The sequence below is a fragment of the Paenibacillus sp. MT86 genome, from assembly GCF_058792535.1.
In genome coordinates this window covers 53,527-80,000 of the sequence record NZ_CM179499.1, presented here as the reverse complement: position 1 = coordinate 80,000, position 26,474 = coordinate 53,527, and the positions used below count along the sequence as shown (strand labels likewise).

Genomic DNA, 26,474 nt, shown 5'->3' with positions numbered 1-26,474 from the left:
TAACTGACGAGAATTTGTTCAATTCTCTATTTCAACGTCCCACCGAAGTGGTTCGTTTTACTCACTCGTTGTTCAGTTTTCAAAGATCAACTTCTTCGTTTGTCACCAACAAGTTATCTCGTTAGCAACTCTTATATCTTATCACATCCGCTCGATCATTGCAAGCTTTTTTTGAATTTATTTTTCAAATTCATTTTAGCTTGTTGATCCAAGCATTTGTTCCAGGCCGTATTTCTTGGCCGGAAATATAATATACCATGGCATCCGCCTATATGCAACCCTTTTTCGCAAATTAAAAACAAGGCAAAATTATCCACTTATTTACTTGCCTGATATGACTCATTAAGTCCATCTAATTCTGTCTGCTTATCGGGCATAGGTATAACTGAAGCTGTATATGAGTCCCCAGAATGACGGTCCACTGCAGGCCATCATCTTTAGCTGCTCCATTCGTGTTGGTCCCCAACCAAGTATCAAAGGCGCCAAGCAGACAACGCCTAAACACCCAGGCCATTACGTGTTGATACATTGTACCAAGTGAATGTAGCACAGCTTTACAACAAAAACGCGCTCTATGCACAAAAGAGGCAGTCGACTATAGAAAGCTATAGCCAACTGCCTCTTTTCTATACTATGAAAGGAGCAAAACCTTCAAAACCTACTCCTTATTACGCATGTGCGGGAACAGCAAGACATCCCGAATGGACGGGGAATTGGTCAGAAGCATGATCAGACGATCGATCCCGATGCCAAGTCCGCCTGTTGGCGGCATACCATATTCCAGGGCACGCAGGAAATCCTCATCCATCTCGTGGGCTTCGTCATTGCCCTGCTCTTTCTCCTTCATCTGCGCTTCAAAACGCTGACGCTGGTCAATCGGATCATTGAGTTCCGAGAATGCATTGGCGTGTTCGCGCGCCACGATAAACAGCTCAAAGCGATCCGTGAACCGCGGATCCACGTCGTTCTTCTTCGCCAGCGGCGAAATCTCAACCGGGTGACCGGTTACGAACGTCGGCTGAATCAGCGTCTCTTCTACGAATTGCTCAAAGAACGCGTTCAAAATATGACCAAAAGTCATATGCGGCTCAACCGGAACTTTGTGTTCTTTGGCTAGACGATGCGCTTCCTCGTTGGACATATCCACGCTGAAGTCTACGCCGACAACTTCTTTTACCGCATCCACCATGGATACGCGACGCCACTGCGGCGTCAGGTCCACTTCATGCCCTTGATAGGAAATCACTTGCGTGCCCAGCACCTCTTGGGCGATATGGGCAATCAGATTCTCAGTCAGTGCCATAATATCTTTGTAGTCCGCATAAGCTTCATAAAGCTCAATCATCGTAAACTCCGGATTATGACGGGTAGAGATCCCTTCATTCCGGTAAACGCGGCCAATTTCGTACACTTTTTCAAGGCCGCCCACAATCAGGCGCTTCAGATGGAGCTCAATTGCGATCCGCATATACAGTTCCATATCGAGCGCATTATGATGCGTGATGAACGGGCGTGCCGCCGCACCGCCAGCGATGGAATGCAAGGTCGGTGTCTCCACCTCAAGATAGCCTTGGGAATCCAGGTAACGGCGCATTGATTGGATAATCCGGGAACGGGTAATGAAGGTTTTCTGTACATCGGGATTGATGATCAGGTCGACGTAACGCTGACGATAACGGAGCTCTACATCCTTCAAACCATGGAATTTCTCAGGGAGCGGATACAGCGATTTCGAAAGAACCTCCAGTTCCTTCACTTTCACGGTAGTTTCACCGGTCTTGGTCTTGAACAAGACCCCTTTTACCCCGATGATGTCACCCAGATCAAGGATGCTGAATGCTTCATACTGCGCTTCTGCAACGGAATCCTGGCGAACATAAATCTGAATCCGGCCGCTCAAATCCTGAATATGGGCAAAAGAAGCCTTGCCCATGCCGCGTTTTGCCATAATTCGTCCAGCCAGGTTCACTTCCACCTGCTTCTCTTCCAACTCTTCCTTGGAGAGCTCGTCGTACTGTTTCAGAATATCACCTGCGTGATGTTCTCTTTCGTATTTTCCGCCAAACGGATCGATGCCCAGCTTGCGAAGCTCGTCCAATTTGTTGCGGCGGATTTGCAAAAGCTCACTTAACTCCTGTTCTTGTTCCTGGTTGTTCATTTCTTCCGTCATCGTCATTCATCTCCTTCATTTCGCTTGCATTGTGAATCCCGTACACATTCGGCAAGGACTTAACGGTAGGGCAGCCATTTCAAGACATGCCATCAATCCATTAAGCCCTCAACCCAGCCCTAACCTATTTAAAAAAGCCCCCCGAAGGAAGCTTTCTACACCACATTCCGACTTACTTCTTAATGTCTACAATTTTATATTGAATAACGCCCGCAGGAACGTTAACATCCACAACCGATCCTTTTTGCTTGCCGATAATCGCTTTGCCGACAGGGCTCTCGTTCGAGATTTTGTTGTTAAGCGGATCCGATTCAGCCGTACCTACAATGGTATATTCCATCGTGTCGCCAAATTCCAAATCCTCCACGATCACCGTGTTGCCCACGCCGACTACATCGGTATTGATATCATCGTTGTTGATGATGCGCGCATTACGGAGCATTTTCTCCAGCGTAATAATCCGGCCTTCGATAAAGGCTTGCTCGTTCTTGGCGTCTTCATATTCGGAGTTTTCACTAATATCGCCATAACCGATGGCAACTTTAATCCGCTCAGCCACCTCGCGGCGCTTCACAGACTTCAGATTCTCAAGTTCGTCCTCCAGTTTCTTCAGACCGTCCTGGGTAAGAATGACTTCTTTATCGCTCATTAACCGATTCTCCTGTCATGTAAATAATTTAAACCACGGTATCAACATACTATATGCGAATTCTTGGGGATCAGAACTTCCCTCTGATGCCTGCTCAATTTCTTGAATTTATACTGAAAGATTATATGGGAACCATTTCAAAAAGTCAATGCGCGCAAAGGCTGTCACGGATGTCGCATATACGCAACCGTTAACAGCCTGCACCTCGTATTATCCAATCGCCGCAGCGGCTTGAGGGTATACGCTTTTTGCCGATTCTTCATGGTCTTCCAGATTGTTCACAAAGTTGTTCAGAAGGCTAACCAATTCATCGCGCTTCGTTTCTTCCATAATAATATCTTTAATGCGAGCCGATCCCTTGAGCCCTTTCAAGTACCAGGAAAGATGCTTGCGCATCTCCCTAACTGCTACCGCTTCGCCGCGCAGGGCGATCAGCCGGTCCATATGCAGGATGGCAATCCGGATTTTCTCCTGGGGAGACGGATCCGACAGCAGCTGGCCCGTCTTCAGGTATTCCACGGTACGGTACAGCATCCAAGGATTCCCCAGCGCTCCACGACCGATCATGACGCCATCGCATCCCGTCGTATCCAGCATTCGGCGCGCATCTTCCGGCGTCACTACGTCGCCGTTGCCGATAACCGGAATGGAGACGGCTTCTTTCACTTGGCGAATGATGTCCCAATCTGCGTGCCCGGTGTAGAGCTGCTCGCGAGTACGTCCGTGAACGCTGACGGCTTGACCGCCCGCCCGTTCGACAGCCTGCGCATTTTCGACAGCGTAGATATGATCGCTATCCCAGCCTGTGCGCATCTTCACCGTGACCGGTTTGTTCACGGCATCGACAACCGCCGCGACCATCTCATAGATTTTGTTCGAATCCAGAAGCCAGCGCGCTCCCGCATCCATCTTCGTTACCTTCGGTGCAGGGCAGCCCATGTTGATGTCGATGATATCGGCATTGGTCTGCTGATCGACGACTTTGGCCGCTTCCACCAGGGATACGCGGTCGCCGCCAAAAATTTGCAGGCTCAACGGCTTCTCCCGCTCGTCGACGAACAGCATTTCCTGGGTGCGCTTGTTGCCGTGAACGATCGCCTTGCCGCTGACCATTTCGGCGCAGACCAGACCGGTGCCGAATTCCTTGGCGATCAATCGGAACGCCGGATTGCACACGCCAGCCATCGGCGCCAGAACCACTTGGTTTTTCATCTCAACGTTTCCGATTTTCAATTGATCCATTCCATGTTTCCCTCCTTTATTTTCAAATATTTATAGTCGAAGGATCCCGCTTCTTGAGCGTGTCCCTAAGTTTCAAACCAAACCATCATACCCATGAATCGCGCAATCGTCCAGTCCGCAACATTTACTCATTCTTGTAGATCCCATCCAAGAGACATCTTCCTATATTAATGGCAGGGTTTCTAAAAAATAAACCTGAATCGCCTTCACGATAGATAATCTAGCTCCGTTCCTTAAGCTCCTGCAACGTAATCTCCAGCACGTCGGCAATCTGAGCCAGCATCTGCTCTTCGGCACGGCGGTTTCCCCGCTCGATGGCTCCAAGAACAGCCAGAGAAATACCGGATCGCTCGGCGAGCTCTTGCTGGGTCAAACCCTTCAATTTTCGGAAAGCGCGGATACGCTGCGCCAGCTGCTTGTTTTCCAAAGCTGAATTCCTTCCTTTCCTTCCAGGTTCTCAAGCGCTGTCTTCACCACGGGGTACAGACCAGAAGGTTCAAGCTCAGACACGATATCGGCCAGCGGCCTGAGAACGAAAGCCCGTTCCTGCATGCGGGGATGCGGCAGAACGAGGTCCGGCGTATCCAGACGGCGTCCTTCCATCCATAACAGATCCAGATCCACCGTCCGCGGTCCCCAGTGAATATGACGGACCCGGCCGAGCTGTTTCTCGATTTGCTGCATTACGGCAAGCAGTTCATGGGGACTCAGCGATGTCGACACGGCTGCAGCCATATTAAGGAACATCGGCTGATCCACGTAACCGACCGGTTCGGTCTCATACAGGTTGGATACGCGCTCTACCTCAATGCCTGGCACTTCATCCAACCGTTCCAAAGCCTCCATCAGGTTCCCCTCGCGGTCTCCCAAATTGGCCCCTAAAGCAATATAAGCCTCTGAACACTCAGAGGTGGCGTGTGAATTCATGATCGTCTCACTTCCTGGTCCGGTGCAGCTCAATGGTCACACCTTCAAAATGAATGTCAAAAGGCGGGTGCGGCTTCGTCAATCGGACCGTTAAAGCATCGATAATAGTATAAGTGTCCAATACCTTAGATGCAATATGCTCCGCTAAAGCTTCAATCAGGCGGAACGACTCCGTCCGCATAATCTCCAGCAGGAGTTCATGAATTTCGGCATAATTTACCGTTAACGTCAGATCATCCGTCTTCGCGGCTTTGCTCAAATCCATCTCCAGCTCAAGATCCACATAGAAACGTTGGCCCAGCTTCCGCTCTTCCTCAAACACACCGTGGTAACCGTAGTATTCCATGCGGCTCAGTATCATTTTATCCATCTCGTACTCCGCCCTTCCATCCTTGATCCCAAAAAATTAGTTGCGTTGAAGCTCCGTTGAAGCGTAAGTCATGGCATCGCACATCATGGCTGTCCGTTTCATATGCTTCACGTCGTGCACCCGAACGATCTGACAGCCTTGCGCAATCCCGTATGCGACGGTGGCTGCCGTTCCTTCCAGCACGTCTTGTGCCGGAGCGCCAAGCGCGGTTTGGATAAACCTTTTGCGGGAGGTAGCCAGCAATACCGGAAACCCCAGCCCCACAAGCTGATCGAGAGATGCCATCACTTTCATGTTCTCATCATAGTCCTTAGCAAACCCGATGCCCGGATCAAGTAAAATTTGGTGATCCTGCACACCGGCAGCGCGCGCAATTTCGACGCTTTCCAGCAAATCGCGTTTTACGTCTTCTATCAGATTCGTGTAATTTCGTTCGCGGCGATTATGCATAAGAATGACGGGGCATCCAAGCTCTGCCGCCGTCTTAGGCATATCAGGATCGTTTTTAAAGCCCCAGATATCGTTAATGATATGAGCCCCCGCTCCAATAGCCTGGCGCGCCACTTCCGCTTTATAGGTGTCGATCGACAACGGAATTTGCGGCGCGTGCCGGTGAATAGCTTCAATAACCGGGATTACGCGGGCAAGCTCCTTTGAAGCTCCAACCGGCTCGTGTCCCGGCCGCGTCGATTCCCCGCCGATATCGATGATGTCGGCTCCCTCCTCAATCAGCTGAAGCGCATGCTCCACGGCTCGCTCCGTGTCGTTATAGCGGCCTCCGTCCGAGAACGAATCCGGCGTCACATTCAATATGCCCATAATGAGCGTCGACTGACCGAGCTTTAACTCAGCGTCCTTGCTCAAACGATATTCACGTTCATAGATGGTTGTTTTCATATATCAAGCCCTGCTTTCCTTCTATACGCATACAGCAATGTACGGGTTATCGGGCCGGCCACTCCTTGTCCGATGGTCAGAGCCTCGCCTTCTACTCCAAACAGCGTCGTAACCGGAACAATCTCCTGAACAGAGCCTGTCGTAAATATTTCATCCGCTCCGGTAAATACATCCCAATCGTAACGGCCTTCTTCTACCTCAATCCCAAGATCGGCAGCCAATTCCAGCACCACCGCCCGGGTAATCCCCGGCAAAATGCCCGTACCCACGTCCGGCGTATATAAACGCCCCTTCTTGACGAAAAAGACGTTGCTGACGATGCCTTCGGCCACGTCTCCCGCCGAAGTTAACATCAGCCCCTCTGCGTGGCCACCCGATGGTTCCGGATATCTTGCCAATTCCCGCTTTGCGAGTATATTGTTCATATAATGCAGGGATTTCATCCGGACCGATGATTCCGGCGTGTTCCGCGGTAGGGACAGCAGCCTCATGGCTCTGCCTGTCTCGTAAAGCGCAGCGTTGGCGGCCGGGAGCTCCTTGGCAAATAATATCTCGGCCGGCTTCGCATAATCCCCGGCAGGCAGACCGAGCAAGCCTTCTCCTGCGGTTACGGTGTACCGTATATAGGCATCCTGAAGGCCGTTCGCCTCCATCAGCTCCGCAATCCAGCCGCTGATCCTCTCGGCATCCGCCTTGTGGGCGATCCCGAGCTCCCGGCAGCTGTCCGTCAGCCGGTTCAAATGCCGCTCTAGCAAAAAGGGCTTCCCTTGATACGTGCGGAAGGTCTCGAATAGACCCATTCCGTACAGAAGCCCATGATCCATCACAGGTATGACCGCGTCGGCAGCTTCAACGATGCCGCCGTTCATGCCTATATATTTCATGCCTTGGCACCAGCCGTGCGCTTCAGGAAGTTTCGCAGCATCTGATGGCCATGGTCGGTAATGATGGATTCCGGATGAAACTGTACGCCTTCCACGGGATAATGCTTGTGCCGAAGCCCCATGATTTCGCCCTCTTCCGTCCAGGCGGTAATCTCCAGCTCCTCGGGGAGGGTCTCCCTCTCAACGATCAGCGAGTGATATCGCGTTGCGGTGAACGGAACCGGCAAACCTTCGAAGACCGATTGTCCTGTGTGTTGGATGGCGGATGTTTTTCCATGCATGAGGCGCTCCGCACGAATGACGTTGCCGCCAAAGGCTTGCCCGATCGCCTGATGGCCGAGGCAGACGCCGAAGATCGGAATGATCCCTTTGAAATGCGAAATCACGTCTAGACTGATGCCCGCTTCATTCGGCGTGCACGGTCCCGGCGATATCAGGATATGGTCGGGCGCCAACGCTTCGATGCCGGCGATTTCGATCTCATCATTCCGGTAAACCTTGACTTCCTCGCCGAGCTCCCCCAAATATTGAACCAGGTTATACGTAAACGAATCATAATTGTCGATGACAAGTATCATGTTATTTCCCCCCTATATAGGCAGCCGCCGCTGCGGCTTCTTCTTCACTGCACATCAGCGCCGCTATCAAAGCTTTAGCCTTGTTATGGCACTCCCGGTATTCCCGATAAGGATCGGAATCAATGACGATCCCAGCACCTGTCTGAATGTAACCGACCCCATCCTTCACGGCGAGGGTCCGGATAATAATGTTAAGCTCCATATCGCCGTTATAATCGATCCAGCCCATGGAGCCGGTATAAGGCCCCCGCGTCACGGGCTCCAGCTCTTCGATGATTTCCATGGTCCTGATTTTGGGTGCGCCGGTAATGGTGCCGCCAGGGAACGCTGCCGCAATGACATCATATGCATTGTTGCCCTCAGCAATCCGCCCTTCCACTTGGGACACCAAATGCATGACGTGCGAGTACCTCTCCACGGTCATCAGCTCCGGAACATGCACCGTCCCGTATGCGGCAATGCGGCCGATGTCATTCCGCTCCAGGTCGACCAGCATAATATGCTCGGCCCGTTCCTTCTCGCTGCCAAGCAGCTCCGCTTCCATGGCCGCGTCCTCTTCCGGATTTCTCCCCCGGCGGCGGGTACCCGCGATCGGCCGGGCTGATACGGTATCGCCATCCAGCTTCACCAGCAATTCCGGTGAGCCGCTGGCCAAACTGAAGCCTGGTGAGGATAAATACCCCATGTAAGGCGAAGGGTTCAGAATGCGCAGCCACTCGTAAATATCGGAAGGTTCCGCATGGAGCTGCAGATGCCGACGAAGAGACAAGTTGACCTGAAAAACATCGCCCTGCCGAATATATTCTTGGATCGAGAGAACCGCCTGCTCGAACGCTTCCTGCGAAAAATCAATCTCCAGCCGATCCCAGACCTCCACATTCGGCCCTGACAGCTCCTGCGCTTTCTTCCATCGTTCCTGCCGCATCCGTTCATCTTCGGATCTCGAATCGTTCTCCGGCCCCGTTCCGTACATATGATTCCATTGGGAGAGCATCGATTCGGCTCTTAGACCGGCCTTCTCATATAATTCCTCCAAAATCTCTTCCTGCCCCTGTGAGAGCTCCGAACCTTCAGAAACATCCGCTGAATCCTCAAGCGCCGTCGCTTCCTTCGAATCTTCCCCGCTCCCGAAAGCCCAAGGCAGAGGAACATGCACCGAGCAGTATAGGCTGTCATCCGCATGATCGTAAATCCAGACTTCTTCCATGCGCATCCACAAATAATCCGGAAAACCGGGCTCATCCTTGGCCATCACGGGCAGCTGCTCGATCGAGCGGATGACATCGTAGCTCAGAAAGCCTGCACAGCCTCCCCGAAAGTCCGGCCATCCCGGCACTCGGGGTGATTTCCACGCTTTCATCCACTGCTCCAACAGACGCAGCGGCTCTCCCGTAACCTGCGTTCGCAATCCGCCTGACATTTCGACGACCTCGCCCTGGCTTCCTTTTCCCTGCAAAATGGACACCGGTCGTAACCCAAGATACGTGTAGCGTCCACCCTTGCCGCTCTCCAGCACAAAGGCATAAGGCGATGCTTCTTTCCAAGCATGTCTCCATGACAGGGGTAATCCTCGTGTTGCTCCTTTATATTGAACCAGATAGGGAACGACGGACCAGCCCTCTTTAGTCCATGCCTGCCACTGGGCCAGCTCCACTCTTCTCTCCATGCCGATCCTCCCTTAGTCTTCAAAAGCCTTACTGTTGCCTGTCAGTATACTGTATCCCGCTTCTCTTGAAAACCCTAAATAGAGGCTTGTCCAACAATAATTTTTGAAGCGGTCAGCCCTTGAATCCATTAAAGCGTTATCTTAGGGAGTAGTATACGCAAAAAGCCCTCAATGCTATAAAAAACACATTGAGGGCTCCCTTCTCGTTGCACATTACCTCACTTGGGTGAGATGAAAATGCACAGCCTATTCCAGATCATTTTATTCGAAGTTATAGAGCGGCGTGCTCAGGTAACGCTCTCCGTTACTTGGAATGACAGCGACAACCCGCTTGCCTTTACCAAGCTCTTTGGCGACCTTCAAGGCAGCATATACAGCCGCACCGGAGGAAATACCGCCAAGAACGCCTTCTTCCTTCGCCACGCGGCGGGAAGTTTCAAAGGCATCGTCATTCTCTACATGGACGATTTCATCGTAGACTTCTTGGTTCAAAATCTCCGGGATGAAGTTTGCGCCAATGCCCTGGATTTTGTGAGGGCCTGGCTTGCCACCGGCAAGGATTGGCGATGCAGCAGGCTCCACTGCAATAATCTTGATGTCAGGATATTGCTCTTTCAGCACTTCCCCAGCGCCTGTAATCGTACCGCCTGTTCCGATGCCAGCCACGAACGCATCTAGGGAACCGCCGATCGATTGGATCGCTTCAACGATTTCCGGACCAGTCGTTTCACGGTGGATCTTCACGTTGGCTTGGTTCTTGAACTGCTCGGCCATGAAGAATCCGGCATTTTCCTTCAGGATTTCTTCAGCCTTCTTAACGGCACCGTTCATTCCTTCCGATCCCGGTGTCAGGACCAGTTCCGCTCCGTAAGCACGCAGCAGGTTTCGGCGCTCCAAGCTCATGGTTTCAGGCATGACGATAACCGCTTTATAGCCTTTGGCCGCTGCCACCATAGCTAAGCCGATGCCGGTATTACCGCTGGTCGCTTCAATAATCGTATCGCCCGGCTTCAAACGTCCATCCTTCTCTGCCTCTTCCACGATGCTGATCGCGATCCGGTCTTTAACGCTGGCGCCCGGGTTCTGGTATTCCAGCTTCAGATAGATCTCTGCGCTATCCTCCGGTACGATCCGGTTCAAACGGACGAGCGGAGTTTCACCGATTAATTCTGTCACATTATTTACGACTTTTGCCATGAATGAAGACCTCCTCTAAATATGGATCTGAATAAAAATAGTGAATACATAATGGTGTTATTCATTCGAATGTCGAATCATGAATTTGTAGGTTCTCGATGTTAAAAAAATGGGAGCCGGCAGAATAATAAAATTCCAGGTGTTCAATGGCTCTCCAATATCCGAGTAAAAAGGTGGGTTTTTGTACCTTCATCTTATCAACGTTACAGGCCATTGTCAATATCCAGCTGCTTGAAAATCAACATTTCTAGGTGAATTTTCCTGCGACTCACGAACGAGCCGAACGCGAAATCCTTCGGAGGACTTCATGCCGGATCACCGCCAATTTTCCGCAGCCATCCAAGCTTAGGCATTAACTACAGCGAAAAAAGCTCCTGCAGCCAGATCTTTCTCCGCCACAGCGAGCTTTCCTCATGTTGTTGCTCTATTTACAGCGTAACCGTACCCGCACTGATCCGTGCCTCGTATTTCTCGCGAAGCTGCCGCTCCAATTCCGATAAAGACACCGACTGCTCCAGGGCCAGCTGCTTGCGAACCGCCTTCCGGATACTTTCCTCGCTAGGAGCTTGAGGCTCAATAACATCCCTAACATATACTATGGCATATGTGTCCGTGAGCGATACGGGTCCCGCAATATCTCCGGGCTCGAGCGATAAAGCTGCTTCAAGCAGCTCTGGCGGCAAAAAAGGGTCATCCTCTTCTACCAAGCCGATCTGTCCGCCGTCTTCCCTAGTGTACTCGTCCAGGGATACCTGAGCTGCGAGATCCGCAAAATCCTCTCCATTCTCCAGCCGATCCATGACGCGTTCCGCCTCATCTTCCGAAGCGACTTCAATCATGGATAAATTCAGCTGTTTCTTGGGCCGAAATTGATCAGGGTACTGTTCCAGATACGAATCGATTTGCTGCTCCTCGATGTGAACATCGGAAGTCGCAATTTTCTCAAGCAGGAGCCGATATGTCGTCTCCGTCTTTAACTCACTCTCCGTAATGCCAAGCTGATCTTCCATTTCCGATAAGAACCGTTCCTTAGAGCCATAGCTTCGGCTCATGACTTCGATTTCCGTCTCGACTTCCGCGGCCGTCACATCAATGCCCTTCGCTTTCGCTTCCAGCGCCACGGCGTGCCGATTCAGCATGGTCATCAGCATTTCGCGCCCATATCGCTTCTTCAGCTCGTCAACCCACTCGTCTTCGGTAATCGCCCTGTCCTGGATGGATGCAACGGGCTGGGAGCCTGCTTTCCACGGCGGAGAAGCCTCCTGCGAAAAGCCCCCGGAAAACAGCATCCAGCCCCCCATACCCAATACGCATGCTGTCAAGACAATGACGGTCGCCCACAATCCCTTCTCTTGTCTCGTCATCACGGTCGCTCATCCCAACATTAAGATTTGGCCCGCTCTAGCACGGATTTAAGCTGTTCTCGGTCAAACGTATATCGTTCATTGCAAAAATGGCAGGAAACCTCTGCTTTGCCGTCCTCTTCGATCATCTGCTCAAGCTCTTCCCGTCCCAAGCTGATCAGTGCGCGCTCCACCCGCTCATGCGAGCAGTCGCAGCTGAAGTAGACTTCCGTTTCCTCCAGAATCGTCACATCCGGAACGACGCGTTTCAGGATATCCTCGAGATCCAGCCCTTCCTCCAGCATCTCGGTGATCGGAGGAATCTTGCTTAACGCAAGCTCGATCTCCGTAATCTCTTCATCGCTAACGCCGGGGAGAAGCTGAATGATGAAGCCGCCGGCATTGGCCACGGAATAATCCGGCGAAACCAGCACGCCCAAGCTTACCGCCGAGTTGGTCTGTTCGGATACGGCAAAATAATACGTGAAATCTTCGGCCAGCTCGCCCGAGATAATCGGCACGCTGCCACGGTAAGGCTCCTTCAATCCGAAATCCTTGACCACATCAATCTGACCGGTAGTCCCTACCGCAGCGGCTACGTCCATCTTGCCCGGACGTATATTCGTCAGCTCCACATGCGGATTTTTGACATAACCGCGTACCTCGCCCTTGGCATTGCTCTCCGCCGCAATCAGACCGATCGGTCCATCGCCGCGAACCTGAATGCTAAGACGCTCATCTCCCTTCAGCATAGCTCCCATCATCGCTGCTGCTGACACGGTGCGGCCCAAAGCGGCTGTGACGACAGGGAACGTATCGTGTCTTCGGCGAAGCTCTTCCACCAGATCGGTTGTCCGAACGGCAAATGCCCGCACTTTCCCGTTTAACGCCGTTCCCCGCAGCATACGGTCTTTTTGATTACCCATCTTGAGGCCTCCTTGTCTTTCTGGTTGTTTGTAATATCTAACGGTTTTATATCGGTTCTAGTTACGCTCGTAAATAATTCGCAAGCCTTCCAGCGTCAAGAGGGGAGAAATCTCTTCGATGGATTCCGTTTCGCCGGCAATCAGCTCAGCCATTCCCCCCGTGGCGATAACCTTAACATTGTCCGTTCCCATCTCGGCTTTTATGCGTTTAACCAGGCCATCGACCTGTCCTGCATAACCGAATACGATGCCGGCCTGCATGGCATGAACGGTGTTGCGCCCAATCACCTTTTTCGGCTTTTCGAGCTCTACGCGAGGAAGCTTGGAAGCACGCTGTACAAGGGCTTCCGTGGCAATGCCAATGCCCGGCACAATTACGCCGCCCAGATAATTGCCTGCTTCATCAATGCAATCAAACGTCGTCGCCGTACCGAAATCCACTACGATCAGCGGCCCCCCGTACTGCTCGACGGCTGCTACTGCATTCACGATCCGGTCAGCCCCCACCTCGCGCGGATTCTCATACCGCAGATTGAGTCCGGTTTTGATCCCCGGCCCAACGATAAGGGGCGCCTTGCCAATATATTTATTGCACATTTCTTCGACCACGCGCACAAGCGGAGGAACTACGGAAGAAACAATAACGCCTTCTATTTGGCTTACCAAAATATTGGACATTTGAAACAAATTGTGGATCAATACACCGTATTCGTCCACGGTAGACTGACGAGATGTGCTGATCCGAAAATCATGCAGCAGTTTCTTTCCCTGGTACACACCCAACACAATATTGGTATTCCCTACGTCCACAACCAGAATCAACCCTCTGCTCCTCCTTTCTTTGCATTCAGATCCAAACTAATATCGAGACTATGGAATGAATACGTCAGCCGTCCAACCGAAATGACATCGACCCCGGTCTCCGCAATCCCGCGCACGGTCTCCAGCGTCACGTTCCCCGACGCTTCGACGCGAACGTGAGGCGACTTGGCCTTGATTCTCCGCACGGCCTCCGTCATCATGTCATGATTCATGTTGTCCAGCATGATAATATCCGCGCCTGCAGCCAAGGCTTCTTCCACTTGTGCCAGGCTCTCGGTTTCAACTTCGATCGTCATGGTGTGCGGAATATGGGCTCTGGCCCGGCTGACCGCCTGGGCGATTCCGCCCGCACCCTTGATGTGATTATCCTTGATCATGACGGCATCGTAAAGGCCGAAGCGATGATTCGCGCCGCCGCCGACCCGCACGGCATATTTCTCAAGCATCCGGTGGCCTGGCGTCGTTTTCCGGGTATCCACCAGCCTTGTCGGCAATCCCTCAAGCACATCAACAAAAGAACGTGTTTTGGTTGCAATGCCCGATAGACGCTGAAGCAAATTTAACGCGAGCCGCTCTCCTGTCAAAATACGATGGGTGCTTCCTTCCACCTCAGCGAGAACCGTCCCTTTTTCCACCACGTCTCCGTCACGGACCAATGCCGTAAACGTAAGCGTTGGATCTACCGTTTCGAATACCAGCTCTGCCACCGGCATGCCTGCCACGATGCCTGCCTCTTTGGCATGGATAACCCCTTTGGATTCGTGACCCGGCTCGATCGTGGTGAGGGTCGTAATATCCCCCGACCCAATATCCTCCTGAAGCCAAGTCCGTATGCTCTCGAGAAGGCCATCGTTATATCCGTTAAACATCATCGCTCAATTCCTCCGTCATTTCTTGGTCCCGTATAAACACAATATGCTTGCGCCATTCGCTGTCATTTCGCTCCGGATAATCCTCACGATAGTGAGCTCCCCGGCTTTCTTCCCGTCCCAGCGCGCCTTGAACCACCAGCAGGGATGCCGTCAGCATGTTCGCAAATTCGTATTCTTCACGCTTGGAGAGCATCGATTGGAACAAGGGCAGCTGACGGCCAAGCTCTTCCGCCGCTCTTATTAGAGTATCCCGATTTCTCCGAAGTCCTGCATAACGCACCATGACCTTCTGAAGCTTCAAGCGTTTTTCCACCATCGCTTGCGACGGGGCGTCCTTGCGGTCCAGGTGGAATGATACCCGAAGAGGATCCCCAGAGGGATCCGGGAGGCTCTTAATGCGCTCGACAATCCGACTGCCGTACACGACCGCCTCCGAAAGCGAATTGCTGGCCAACCGGTTCGCTCCGTGAACACCCGTAGAGGAGACTTCTCCGCAAGCAAATAATCGCTTCACGCTGCTCTCGCCGTGCAGGTTGGTCTTGATGCCCCCCATCATATAATGCGCAGCCGGGGAGACCGGAATCCAATCGGATGATAAATCCAGCCCGTACTGCATGCATGTTTCATAAATCGTTGGGAATCGATGTTTGACCATTTCCGGCGACTCATGGGTAATATCCAGGTATACGAAGGTCGATCCCGTCGCTTCCATTTCGCTGACAATGGCCCGTGCCACGATATCCCGCGGTGCGAGCTCCTGTAACTCATGGTATTTCGGCATGAACCGTTCCCCTCTTATATTACGAAGCACAGCACCTTCGCCGCGAACCGCCTCTGATATCAGGAATCGGGGAGCGCCCGGATAGCTTAGCGCCGTCGGATGAAACTGGATAAACTCCATATCCCGAATTTCCGCGCCTGCCCGATAAGCCATGGCGATGCCATCCGCGGTCGCAACCTCCGGATTGGTTGTGTACCGGTACAATTGACCGGCCCCGCCGGAACACAAAATCGTCGCACGGCCGCGCACGAATACACGCTTGCCATCCGGCATCTGTACCAATGCGCCGTGACACTCTCCCTGCTCGGTAATCAGGTCAATGACAAAATGATCGTCCCATACCTCTATATTGTGAAGCATTTCGACTTGAATGGAAAGAGCGCGCACAATTTCATAACCGGTAGCATCACCGTTGGCATGAAGGATCCGTCGGTGGCTGTGCGCACCTTCTTTGGTCAATGCAAGCTCGCCGTTCTCCACATCAAACGTCGTGCCGAGGCGTATGAGCTCCTGAACCCCGACGGGCCCCTCGTTTACGAGCACATCCACCGCGGCAGATGAGCATAGACCGGCCCCTGCAAGGAGAGTATCCTGGCGGTGATATGCTGGCGAGTCATCCTCCGCCGTTACGGCCGCAATCCCGCCTTGAGCATAACGCGTGTTGCTTTCGAGGAGCGATTTTTTCGTAATCAAAAGCACATTCTGAGTCGCACTTGCCATGATCGCCGTATATAAACCCGCAATGCCTGAACCGATCACGATGACATCCGTCTCTACAACCGGGAGATCGTTCAGCTCAAAATCAATCAAATACTGCGGTATCACGTTGCTTCACCTGTCTTTTCACGAAAGAGTAGCGCATGCTACTTAACCTGTAACATGCGCTCTAATGAAGTTCTGGCTTTCTCTGCAACGACCGGCGGCACATAGATCTGCGGCTTCATCGTTTCCAGTGCTTTCACCAGCTTTTTGAGATTATTCACTTTCATATTCGGACATACCAGGAATTTCGTCGCGAAGTGGAACGATTTATCCGGGCTATCCAATCGAAGCTGATAACCGGTACCGTCCTCTGTGCCCACGATAAACTCCTTGGCCGATGACTGTTTGCAATATTCCAGGATGGCGGTTGTACTTCCCACAAAGTCACCCATGGCAACAACCTCCGGACGGCATTCCGGATGCACCACAAATTCAGCCTGAGGATATTTGGCCTTCATCTCGACGACATCCTTAACGGTCAGCATGTCATGCGTGTTGCAGTATCCTTCCCAAATAATGAGTTTCTTGTCGGTATGCTGCTGCACATAGTGCCCCAGGTTCTTATCGGGAACCCATATAATTTCGTCCGAATCCACCGACTGAATCACTTTCACGGCGTTGGAGGAAGTGCAGCAGATATCCGTTTCGGCCTTGATTTCAGCGGATGAATTGATGTACGTAACCACTTTCGCATTCGGATGCTGCGCTTTCAATTTCCGCAGTCCGTCCACGTTCACCATATCGGCCATAGGACAGCCGGCCCGTTCATCCGGAATGAGAACCGTTTTGTTTGGTGCCAGGATTTTAGCGCTCTCGCCCATAAAATGCACGCCGCAAAATACGATGACCTCGGCGTCGGTTTGTGCCGCCTTCTGCGCCAGCAAGAAGGAATCTCCCCGGAAATCAGCAACCTCCTGAATTTCGTCCCGTTGATAATAATGAGCCAAAATAATTGCATTACGTTCCTTCTTCAACTGCATTAACCGCTCACGCAGTTCACGGTTCTGTTCTGCCTTGCGCTCCAGTGCCAAAGCTTCCATGATCGACCCTCTCCCTTTATGTTGTCCGGCTGTTCGCCGCTGATGACCATGTGACTTTCAGGATGGTTTCCACCTTTGTGAAAGGAAGCGCATCCTTATTTAACAACTAATGTACACGTTCGTTCTGTCCCCTGTCAATGTGATAGAAAGCACAAAAAGAACCGGAAAACGAATTATCGTTCTCCGGTTCTTCTTTTTTATTCGGTATTCGATGTTTTATCAACGAATATTACGTTAATCTGCTGTTACCGTTGTCCGATCCGCCTGGAGGATCCTTGCGTTCGGAATCTTTGGTTTCCGGTGCTGGATCATTCGAATCCATCGGGTTGTTCGGAATTTCTTCCGTGGAAGTCGGCTGCCCGCCGTCTTCTTTCCCTTGGATGCGAACTTTCACGTCGCCAATGTTGTCGATGATCGGTTCGCCGTTCTCCGAGGAACCTTCACCTTCGCCACTGCCATCGCCTTCAGCCGATCCGGTCTCAATGAGGTTCTTGATTTGCTCAAGCTCCAGTGTTTCCTTCTCCAGAAGCGTGTTGGCAATCAGATGAACCTCTTTGGAATGCTTGGTCAGAAGCTCTCTACACTTCTCATAACATTCGTTAATGAACCGCTGCATTTCCTGATCGATTTCATAAGCGATTGCATCACTATAGTTCTGCTCGTGTCCGATATCACGTCCCAGGAACACTTGTCCTTGGGATGTACCGAACTGCATCGGTCCAAGCTTCTCACTCATACCGTATTCCACAATCATGCTGCGGATGATGCCCGTTGCTTGCTGGAAGTCGCTGTATGCTCCGGTTCCGATTTCGCCTATGAACAGCTCCTCGGCGACACGGCCGCCAAGCAAACCGGTTACGCGGTCCAGCAATTCCTGCTTCGTTACGAGCATCCGATCTTCCTTCGGCATCATGATGACATATCCGCCGGCACGGCCGCGAGGAATAATCGTTACCTTGTGCACCGTATCGGCATGCTCAAGGAAGTAACCCACAATGGTATGACCGGCTTCATGGTAAGCTACGATGCGTTTCTCGCGGTCGCTGATCACGCGGCTGCGCTTCTCGGTACCCACGATAACGCGGTCAATCGCTTCATCCACTTCTCGCATGGAGATATCTTTACGGTTGCGGCGAGCCGCAAGCAAGGCAGCCTCGTTCAGGAGATTCTCCAGATCGGCGCCCGTAAAACCGGTTGTACGTTTGGCGATGATGTCGAGCTTGACATCCTTTGTCAACGGTTTGTTGCGTGCATGAACCTTCAGTACGGCTTCACGGCCCTTCACATCCGGGCGATCGACGGTAATCTGACGGTCAAAACGTCCCGGGCGAAGAAGCGCCGGGTCCAAAATATCTGGTCGGTTGGTCGCAGCGACGATGATAATGCCTTCGTTCGCTCCGAAACCGTCCATCTCAACCAGCAATTGGTTGAGCGTCTGCTCGCGCTCGTCATGACCGCCGCCGAGACCAGCGCCGCGCTGACGACCTACAGCATCAATCTCATCAATGAAGATGATACAAGGTGCATTCTTCTTCGCGTTTTCGAACAAGTCGCGTACGCGAGAAGCACCGACGCCGACAAACATCTCTACGAAGTCGGAACCGGAAATACTGAAGAACGGCACTCCCGCTTCGCCGGCAACGGCGCGTGCAAGGAGCGTCTTACCGGTTCCCGGAGGACCGACAAGCAGGACGCCCTTCGGAATGCGAGCGCCAACCGTGTTAAATTTGCGCGGATCCTTCAAGAAGTCAACAACCTCGACAAGCTCCTGCTTCTCTTCATCTGCTCCGGCTACATCTTCAAATGTAATCCGTTTCTTCTCTTCATTATATAAGCGGGCTTTGCTCTTACCAAAGTTCATCACTTTGCCGCCGCCGCCCTGAGCCTGATTGAACAGGAAGAAGAACAGAACAAACATAATGATGAGCGGAATAAAGGATGAAAGCAATGTCAGCCAAATGCTTTGGCCTTCCATTGGCACCACGGACAGTTTGACATTGTTGCTATCACTGGCTGCAGTCAGCTCTTGCATCGCTGCATCCGTGGCAGGAATATAGGTCGAGAAATTCTCCGATTTTTTCTCTTCGGATATCTCCCTATACTTACCGGTCACCAGATAAGCGTAACCGTCAAATTGTACCGTCATTTCCTCTATGTTGTTAGCTTTGACTTCCTGCCGCAGTTGATTATAACTAGGGGCATCGGCTTGCTCGCCGCCATTGGTGACGAATTGTACTATGCCCACCACGACTAAAAATAGAATCAAATAAAAACCAGAATTCCGGATGAACCGACTCATCCCCTACCTCCTCTCAAGACACATAAGATATTTTACCACAGCCTGTCTGGCCATCTCAACAAAGGCCCCCGATCTGTGGCAGCAGCCTATTGGCGCGGTTTAACTGCTGTAGATTTCCGGTTTCAGAATCCCGATGTAGGGGAGGTTCCGGTAATGCTCGGCGTAATCGAGCCCGTATCCGACAACAAAAGCATCCGGCAGCACAAATCCGGTATAATCAGCCTGCAAATCCACCGTACGGCGTGCCGGCTTGTCGAACAGGGTGACAACACGCACCGAGTTTGCCTTGCGGCTCTTAAGAAGCTCAATCAAATGGCTGAGCGTAAGACCGCTGTCGATAATATCCTCCACAATCAGAACATCCCTGCCTTCAACGGAAGCGTCCAGATCTTTAATGATCTTGACCACGCCAGAGGATTTGGTTGATGCTCCATAGCTGGATACAGCCATGAAATCCAACTCTAGAGGTACTGATATGGATTTAACCAAGTCGGCCATAAAAATAAACGCACCTTTAAGAACGCAAATAACGAGCGGATTGCGTCCCTCATATTCGGCGCTGAGCTTGGAACCGAGTTCCTTAATTTTTGCGCGAATCTCTTCTTCACTGATGAGTATTTCCTGAATGTCATTCTGCAACTTAAGTGGACCTCCTACGTTTATACTATGAAAGCGTGAAACGGGCCATTCTTCGTTTTACACTTGCCTTAAACATCCGACAGCTCCATTCGGAGAACTCGTGATGTGTGCCGCCCGCAAGCGGCGTGAACGGAACGTCGTACACCTGGAATCCATACGATGCTGCCGGAACCGTCACAAAGAATAGGAATCCGGGCACGGACAGACGGCGGGATTTTCTCATCAATGAGAATATCTTTCACCTTTTTGCTTCCGTTTAATCCCATGATCTTCATCTTGTCTCCCGGCTGTCTGTTGCGCACGGTTAAAGGAAACCGCAGCTCATCCGCATCAAAATCAGCCACAAAGGCCGATGGTCTGGAGCCGCTCCGGCTTTCGCTTCCTGTCTTTAACGACAATGTCAGCATTTTTCCGATTTCCTTAACATAAAGCTCTGACGCATCAGGAGAATCAAGAATGTATATGTACTGTCCCTGTTCTTCCGGAGGTTTAGGCCAAAACTGGATCACTCCGTACTCACGAACACAGGTAATGCCGTCACCCAGATCCAGACGCCAGTTGCTTCGCTGATCGTTAAGAATGCCGTGGCGCACCGTTTCAATCTTGACAAAATCGGTGTTTTCCTGATCTGAGGGCAGGTAATTTAATATTAGTTTAATCAAACGCCGTTGTAAAGCGACATGTAAGCCCAAAAAGGAAGGCGCGTCGAAAGCGAGCCTCCCATCGTTCTCCTGTACCAAACTCCGAAATTGCTTCGCAGCTTCAAGCTCCACAAAATCATCCTCCTGCTGGACAATTTCGGCCAGCTGATTGAGTGAGGAGGAGAACTGCCCGTTGTATCGTTCCAGAAAAGGCAATACTTCCAGGCGAATCGCATTACGGCGGTACTTCGTCTGCAGATTGCTGTGATCCACCGCATACTGGAATCCGCATACGCGGCACAGCTCCACGATATCCGCCTTGTACATACGAAGGAACGGGCGGATAAGTTCCACTTTTTTTTCCGTGCGCTTAAATTTGATGCCGCCCAGGCCCGACAAACCGCTTCCGCGCAGTAGCCTCATGAATACCGTCTCGGCTTGATCGTCGGCATGATGAGCCAGAGCCACGGAGCGCGCATTGTGTTTCCGGGCCGTTTGCAGCAGAAATTCGTAACGCTTCTCTCTTGCCGCCTCCTGTCCACCCTTGCCGCTCTCTTCCATATAAGCGGGAATATCGATGAATGCCGTTTCCAATGGAAGTCCGAGCGACTCCGCCAGCTCGCGCACCATCTCCGCCTCCTGATCCGACTCTTTTCGAAAACGATGATGCACATGAGCGCAGATCAATCGGAGCGGCGTACGGTGCTTTGAGATTTCATGTAGAACGTGAAGAAGCGCAACGGAATCCGGTCCGCCGGAAACGGCAACCACGATACCGTCGCCTTCCGACCACAAATCAAACTCTGCGGCGGTACGCTCGATATGTTGGACGAATGTTCGTAAATAATCCTGTTTCACTTCCAGGTCCCCTTTAGAGGTTGTTCAAAAAGCCCGCTTTTGATAAGAAACCCCCTTTCGAGGCCACTTCAAGGATGAGCGACCGCGATGCATAGGTAGGTTTTCTTGCGATATAGAATTTCAGTTCCACTGATAACTCATAAATTCTATATCTAACACGAAGTGAATCCGGAAGCCGCTCGGCATCGAATCTTGAATTCAGCCGGGCCTAAGCAGATGCTTTCGAAGTATGTTTCCTGCGGAAACATTTCAGGTGCTCACGAACCAAAAACGTATGCTCCTCTCCTGACGTCCCTAGCTTCATCCAACTGAAGCGTTTTGAAGAAACGCACATCGGGAGCATAAGTTTCGGTGCTGAAAACCGACCTTTTTGAACTCGCACCTTTATGAACTCCCCGTAACAAGGTAACAATTCAGCTTCATGAGCGGAAGAAGAAATAAACGGCGCAGGCCATAATGACCAAGGACAGCCCAAACGCGTTCCTTAGCCAGCGCGGCGTACGTCCCGGAGTTGGGCGCCCGCCTCGGCTCGAGCCTTCATATATCCGTTTTCTCCACTCGTTCAGCGCTTCCCGTGAATCCGCGAATTCTCCCGACAATGCCTTGTTCAGCCAGACGGCGTACGGCTTGAATACGGGGTTTCTTCGCAGCACCAGCTGCAGGTCGGCAACGCTCCGGGTTTGGGGAAGCTGACAAGACGCCTCCTTAAGCGATTTCTCATCCAGCAGGCCGATGCACATCACGGCAAACGAGAACAAATCATAGGATACGTCGCCGGTCCGGCTCCCGGCATTCCAGTATCCCCGGTCATACCATTCCGTAAACTGCTTTACGCTGCGCCCGAAGGAGCTGACGCCGCCGTAATCGATCAGTTCCACCCTTCCGTAGGCCGAAACCATCACATTATTCGGCTTCAAATCTCCGAACGCATAACCGGATGCATGCAGAACGGACAGCTTCTCAAGCAGCTTCAGCCCGATCAGGCCGACCCATTCGGTGCCGCGTTTGCGAATAAAATGATGCAGCGGACTCCCCTCAATGTAACGCATGACATAGAAGGAGACTTCGCCGCTGCCGTCATGATGATCGTCCGCCTCCACGAGGTAAGGGTCCGTCATTTGTTCTTTCAGCGCATTCAGCACATTAATTTCGGATTGTAAATCCAGAGCGTCATAGCCTACTTTTAAAGCATAACGCTCGCGCACTCCTGCCCGGTGGACCAAATACACCTTGCCGTTAGCCCCTTTACCGAGCATACGTTCCACGATGTACCGGCTGTTCCGCCATTTGCCCTTAATTACGGTTCCTGGCGGATAACCCGGGTTAGACAACGTAGTCACCGAGCATCCCTTCCTCTTGGCTGGAACGACCCTGCCATGATTGATTACCTTCTAGTGTACCATATCGGTAAAATTCAATCACCTTTAACAAGGCGGGTCCTGTCGGCGTCGCCCCCTTCATCTGCAGCCTGCTGAACATGCCGCGGGCACCGTCAAGATCCGAGGTCCAATCCACGTCCATGACGATATCCTCGCCGCTATGTTTTCCGGGAAAATGGAATACCGACAATTGGCTTGAGCCTGCGCGCGCTTTCAAGCTCAGCATCAGGTCGCGTATCGCTTCCTCAACGGCTGCCAGCTTAGGCTTCATGCTTGCACTTGCATCGATTAACAGCGCAACCTGAAGGGATGACGTCTCGGCCAGCTCATCCACCACTTCGACGACTTGCGAACGCTTGTCCGGCGGAAGTTCCTCCAGCGTCCCGCCTCCCAAAATATGCTGTATCTCCTTATTTACCGCTTGTTGGATCGTCTGAACCACCGTTTTCCGAGTCATCATCTGCATCGTCTGAGCAAGCTGCGGCGTACCCACGATCCGGTGTATGCCTCCTCCCGCTTTGGCTATCTCCTGTATTTCCAATCCCCCAAGTTCACCGATCGTCCCGTAATCAAGGACCCCCACCACGTTTACGACAATACCATCCTGCAGCGCATGCGCCGCGGCCAGAACCGGACTAGCACCGACATTCGAACACCCGTCTGTAATCAGCAAGATTTGTTTCATAATCAAATTGCCTCCCGTCTGATCCATCCTATCGATTGGATTTCTATCTCTATCATTTCCACATTCAAGAGAGTTCAAACGACAATCAGGAAGAATAGACGGAAAAGAATTGATCGGCTCCGGGCCTCCATTTCCCGGGTAATCGCTTTGTTATATTGTAAATCCTCAGCTAACCGTTCGAGGCCGCTCCATGCGGGCGAATCCCGGAACATGCACATTCGACCATTCCGGATGGAAGTGATCCACGCGTCCGACCACCACCGTCATATCATCATGGATTTGATTCTGTTGATAGCGGATCACCTTCTCAAGCAGACAATCGGCTATTTCCTGCGGGTCTTCACTGTTCACTTCCTGGATCATTCGTTTCATCCATAACTCCTTGTTCACCGCGTAACCCGGCGCATCATAAATGCCGTCCGTCATCATAATAAGAACATCGCCCGCCTGCAGCTGCAGGGATACCAAATCCACCTCGATATCCTGGATAATGCCGATGGGAAGATTGCTGGCCGAGACCGGTATGACATCATTGCCCCTTTTGATAAAGCTTGGCGTCGAACCGATCTTCATAAAAGTGGTCTGAGCCGTGTATTGATCGATGAGAGCCATATCGACGGTAGCATAGATTTCATCCGGCGAACGCAGCATCAGGATCGAGTTGACCGATTTAATCGCCAGCTTCTCATCCATGCCGGATTGTAGCAGCTGCTCTAATATATTCAGGGCCGAGCTGCTCTCGAGCCTTGCCCTTTCCCCGTTCCCCATTCCATCGCTGAGCGCTACCGCAAACGTGCCGTTGCCCAGCTCAACCGTGCTGAAACTATCCCCTGATAAAAGATCTCCTCCCTTGGCCGCTGCCGCTACGCCCGTCATAATTTCAAATGTTTTGGCCGAACCGAAACGCACCGTCGCCAATCCGTCCCTTGGATGGGTCAGGGTTTCTTCCATCACGGCGATATGCTCCCCGAGAATATCGGACAGCAGCGGTCCGATAATCTTCCTGCATTCGTCATATCCACGGGTATACGCATGAACGATCTCAATCTCGACCTGACCCGAATCCAGGCTAATAATATCGATGCCTTGAATCGATAACCCCAACTGCTGCAGCGCGTCCCTGATCTGCTCCTCCTGAATGTGCATCGTCTGGCTTTCCCGTTTAATCTCTCGAGCCAAATCCTCCATGACCTGCGACACGCCGGATAATTGTTCCGCTACCAGATGACGGCTATCGTATATTTGGCGTTTCCACTGCATATCATGTTGGTAAAGATGATACTGCTGCTTCAGGATGCCGAGCACCTCCTCCTTCTTGGCGCAGATCCGGCTCCACTCCGGCGGCAGATCGTCTGCTTCCATCTCGGGATTCTCCTCGATCGAGGTCATCATATCCGTCATATATTTATAAGTCTGGTAGAACTTCATGTCCCAGCACTGATTCCGTTTATAGCAGGTGGCGCAACTTCCTTCCGCCACGGCATTCATAAAATGATTCATCTCCTCCGCCTGTTTGCCTGGGGGCTGTATGACCCCTGACGTTTGTCCGAAACTTTGCGAGAGCTGGCGGAACACCTTGGAGAATTGGGTCACGCGATCGGCTGTGAGGTCCCGGACCCGCTTGGCATACTCATGCTGAGAACGGGTATGATCCTGCGTCCCCGGCACATATCTACCGATGGCCTGCATCACGCTTTTCGGTGTAATGAGGAACAGCACGATGGCCGCGCAGGTTTCCCATGTGGAGATCATGACTTCTCCGGGATTGCTGAAATAGATGGAAAGAATGGTTGCCCCGAGCAGCATGCCCAGCGAAACGCCGCCCTTCTTCCCTTCCTTCAGCATACCGGCGAGCATCCCGGAAAAGGCGAGCAGGCTCATCTGCGAGAAGGCCGATATATTGGCCAAACTGAGGATTAGGCCCGTCACTACGCCAACCGAGGCGCCCAGCGGCGCACCCCCTACCAACGCAAACAGCAGAATCAGATACCGGGATAAGACATGCTCCACCGACAGGGATTGAACGGTCCAGCCGACGGCACCTGTCATGACCGACGCCAGCAGAATGATGATGCATAGAATTTCTTCATTACGAAGAACATGCGTTTTTTTACGAAGCGTCAGCACCGGAATCGCCTGGATAAAGACCAGCGTTAACACGAAGCTGAGTACGGCATTCAAGGTGAGCATCATCATGGAGTACCAGGTAATGCTTGGTCCGATAAGGACGCTGAACAGGTTCACAAAGAAGGTGGAGACAAATACCATCAACGGTGCATAAGACAATTCCGCCCGATCATATGTCTCCAATCCCCGCATCATAAAATAAAAGATCAAAATCTCTGCCGGCACCATCCATGCCACCGGAAAGGACGCAAATAAACTTCCTGCAACGATCGCTGCGCCTACCGGCAGCAAAACATCGCGTCGCATAAAGGCGATGACTGCGAAATAGGCGACTGCAAATGGAGAAAGTTCCCCCAGAATCATAGCTCGTCCGAGCAGAAAACCCATGAAGGTTAGCAGGATCATCCACTTCTTTGCGGCCAGGAAGTGGATGGGACGCTGCAGGAAAGGCAGCTGCCCTAACCGTTCCGCCACGCGGGCACGAATGGAACCCGCTCCCCCTTTAACTGCCTCAGTACCCGGAAACATCACCAGATTTCTTTTATCCATTACGCTGGCACCCCATTCTTCACGAATTTGTTGGTCCCATTATAAAACCCCCGTTTCGGAAAGTTTGTCAGAACACCGGACAAGCCCCAAAGAAATTTCCGACAAAATCAACGTGCCCTGCGAACGTTCGGGAAACGACCGCTCATCCCCCGCGCCCAGCCGGGTTTCCGC

The 26,474-nt window shown here is 52.0% G+C and carries 23 protein-coding genes; all 23 read right to left on the bottom strand.

The window, feature by feature from the left end; genetic code table 11:
• Positions 1-658: 658 nt before the first annotated feature.
• On the bottom strand, positions 659-2,170 hold the full coding sequence (gene lysS, locus AC3RCL_RS00375; RefSeq protein ID WP_012818337.1) for a lysine--tRNA ligase: 1,512 nt from the start codon (positions 2,168-2,170) through the stop codon (positions 659-661).
• A gap of 172 nt (positions 2,171-2,342) precedes the next feature.
• Positions 2,343-2,819 carry a transcription elongation factor GreA gene (gene greA, locus AC3RCL_RS00370; RefSeq protein ID WP_009591919.1) on the bottom strand — a complete coding sequence of 159 codons (477 nt, stop codon included), beginning with the start codon at positions 2,817-2,819 and terminating at the stop codon, positions 2,343-2,345.
• Positions 2,820-3,029: 210 nt separating this feature from the next.
• Entirely contained in the window at positions 3,030-4,061 is a 1,032-nt protein-coding gene (gene dusB, locus AC3RCL_RS00365) for a tRNA dihydrouridine synthase DusB (protein ID WP_036661675.1), read from the bottom strand.
• A 220-nt stretch (positions 4,062-4,281) separates the two neighbouring features.
• Positions 4,282-4,488, bottom strand: a complete 207-nt coding sequence (locus AC3RCL_RS00360; RefSeq protein WP_012818334.1) for a helix-turn-helix domain-containing protein — start codon at positions 4,486-4,488, stop codon at positions 4,282-4,284.
• On the bottom strand, positions 4,440-4,988 hold the full coding sequence (gene folK, locus AC3RCL_RS00355; protein ID WP_036672070.1) for a 2-amino-4-hydroxy-6-hydroxymethyldihydropteridine diphosphokinase: 549 nt from the start codon (positions 4,986-4,988) through the stop codon (positions 4,440-4,442). The genes AC3RCL_RS00360 and folK overlap by 49 nt, the downstream gene beginning before the upstream one ends.
• A 7-nt stretch (positions 4,989-4,995) precedes the next feature.
• Entirely contained in the window at positions 4,996-5,358 is a 363-nt protein-coding gene (gene folB / locus AC3RCL_RS00350) for a dihydroneopterin aldolase (protein WP_009591901.1), read from the bottom strand.
• Positions 5,359-5,394: 36 nt separating this feature from the next.
• The gene (gene folP, locus AC3RCL_RS00345; protein WP_492534099.1) at positions 5,395-6,255 is read right to left on the bottom strand and encodes a dihydropteroate synthase; all 861 of its coding nucleotides are present in this window, start codon (positions 6,253-6,255) and stop codon (positions 5,395-5,397) included.
• Entirely contained in the window at positions 6,252-7,139 is an 888-nt protein-coding gene (locus tag AC3RCL_RS00340; RefSeq protein WP_492534097.1) for an aminotransferase class IV, read from the bottom strand. Before AC3RCL_RS00340 ends, folP begins: the two co-directional genes overlap by 4 nt.
• Positions 7,136-7,717, bottom strand: coding sequence for an aminodeoxychorismate/anthranilate synthase component II (gene pabA, locus AC3RCL_RS00335; protein WP_492534095.1), 582 nt, complete (start codon positions 7,715-7,717; stop codon positions 7,136-7,138). Before pabA ends, AC3RCL_RS00340 begins: the two co-directional genes overlap by 4 nt.
• A 1-nt stretch (position 7,718) precedes the next feature.
• Positions 7,719-9,383, bottom strand: a complete 1,665-nt coding sequence (locus AC3RCL_RS00330; protein ID WP_492534093.1) for an anthranilate synthase component I family protein — start codon at positions 9,381-9,383, stop codon at positions 7,719-7,721.
• 261 nt (positions 9,384-9,644) lie between these two features.
• On the bottom strand, positions 9,645-10,580 hold the full coding sequence (gene cysK / locus AC3RCL_RS00325) for a cysteine synthase A (protein ID WP_012818329.1): 936 nt from the start codon (positions 10,578-10,580) through the stop codon (positions 9,645-9,647).
• 428 nt (positions 10,581-11,008) lie between these two features.
• Positions 11,009-11,944, bottom strand: a complete 936-nt coding sequence (locus AC3RCL_RS00320; RefSeq protein WP_492536235.1) for a peptidylprolyl isomerase — start codon at positions 11,942-11,944, stop codon at positions 11,009-11,011.
• Between the two features lie 20 nt (positions 11,945-11,964).
• Positions 11,965-12,849, bottom strand: coding sequence for an Hsp33 family molecular chaperone HslO (hslO, locus tag AC3RCL_RS00315; protein WP_009591925.1), 885 nt, complete (start codon positions 12,847-12,849; stop codon positions 11,965-11,967).
• A 57-nt stretch (positions 12,850-12,906) separates the two neighbouring features.
• Positions 12,907-13,671 (bottom strand): type III pantothenate kinase, encoded by a 765-nt coding sequence (locus AC3RCL_RS00310; protein WP_009591942.1) that lies wholly within the window; start codon positions 13,669-13,671, stop codon positions 12,907-12,909.
• Positions 13,668-14,543 (bottom strand): carboxylating nicotinate-nucleotide diphosphorylase, encoded by an 876-nt coding sequence (nadC, locus tag AC3RCL_RS00305; RefSeq protein ID WP_492534090.1) that lies wholly within the window; start codon positions 14,541-14,543, stop codon positions 13,668-13,670. The genes AC3RCL_RS00310 and nadC overlap by 4 nt, the downstream gene beginning before the upstream one ends.
• Positions 14,533-16,149, bottom strand: coding sequence for an L-aspartate oxidase (gene nadB / locus AC3RCL_RS00300; RefSeq protein ID WP_492534088.1), 1,617 nt, complete (start codon positions 16,147-16,149; stop codon positions 14,533-14,535). The genes nadC and nadB overlap by 11 nt, the downstream gene beginning before the upstream one ends.
• 38 nt (positions 16,150-16,187) lie before the next feature.
• Entirely contained in the window at positions 16,188-17,126 is a 939-nt protein-coding gene (gene nadA, locus AC3RCL_RS00295; protein ID WP_012818324.1) for a quinolinate synthase NadA, read from the bottom strand.
• A gap of 229 nt (positions 17,127-17,355) precedes the next feature.
• Positions 17,356-19,425, bottom strand: a complete 2,070-nt coding sequence (ftsH, locus tag AC3RCL_RS00290) for an ATP-dependent zinc metalloprotease FtsH (RefSeq protein WP_090914320.1) — start codon at positions 19,423-19,425, stop codon at positions 17,356-17,358.
• Between the two features lie 99 nt (positions 19,426-19,524).
• Positions 19,525-20,064: a hypoxanthine phosphoribosyltransferase gene (gene hpt / locus AC3RCL_RS00285; protein ID WP_012818323.1), complete on the bottom strand. Its 540-nt coding sequence runs from the start codon at positions 20,062-20,064 to the stop codon at positions 19,525-19,527.
• Positions 20,065-20,132: 68 nt separating this feature from the next.
• Complete coding sequence (gene tilS / locus AC3RCL_RS00280) at positions 20,133-21,563, bottom strand: tRNA lysidine(34) synthetase TilS (RefSeq protein ID WP_492534084.1); 1,431 nt, start codon at positions 21,561-21,563, stop codon at positions 20,133-20,135.
• A 419-nt stretch (positions 21,564-21,982) separates the two neighbouring features.
• Positions 21,983-22,903, bottom strand: a complete 921-nt coding sequence (locus tag AC3RCL_RS00275) for a serine/threonine protein kinase (protein ID WP_492534082.1) — start codon at positions 22,901-22,903, stop codon at positions 21,983-21,985.
• On the bottom strand, positions 22,887-23,627 hold the full coding sequence (locus tag AC3RCL_RS00270; RefSeq protein ID WP_492534081.1) for a hypothetical protein: 741 nt from the start codon (positions 23,625-23,627) through the stop codon (positions 22,887-22,889). Before AC3RCL_RS00270 ends, AC3RCL_RS00275 begins: the two co-directional genes overlap by 17 nt.
• A 165-nt stretch (positions 23,628-23,792) precedes the next feature.
• Positions 23,793-26,303: a stage II sporulation protein E gene (gene spoIIE / locus AC3RCL_RS00265; RefSeq protein ID WP_492534079.1), complete on the bottom strand. Its 2,511-nt coding sequence runs from the start codon at positions 26,301-26,303 to the stop codon at positions 23,793-23,795.
• Positions 26,304-26,474 lie beyond the last annotated feature (171 nt).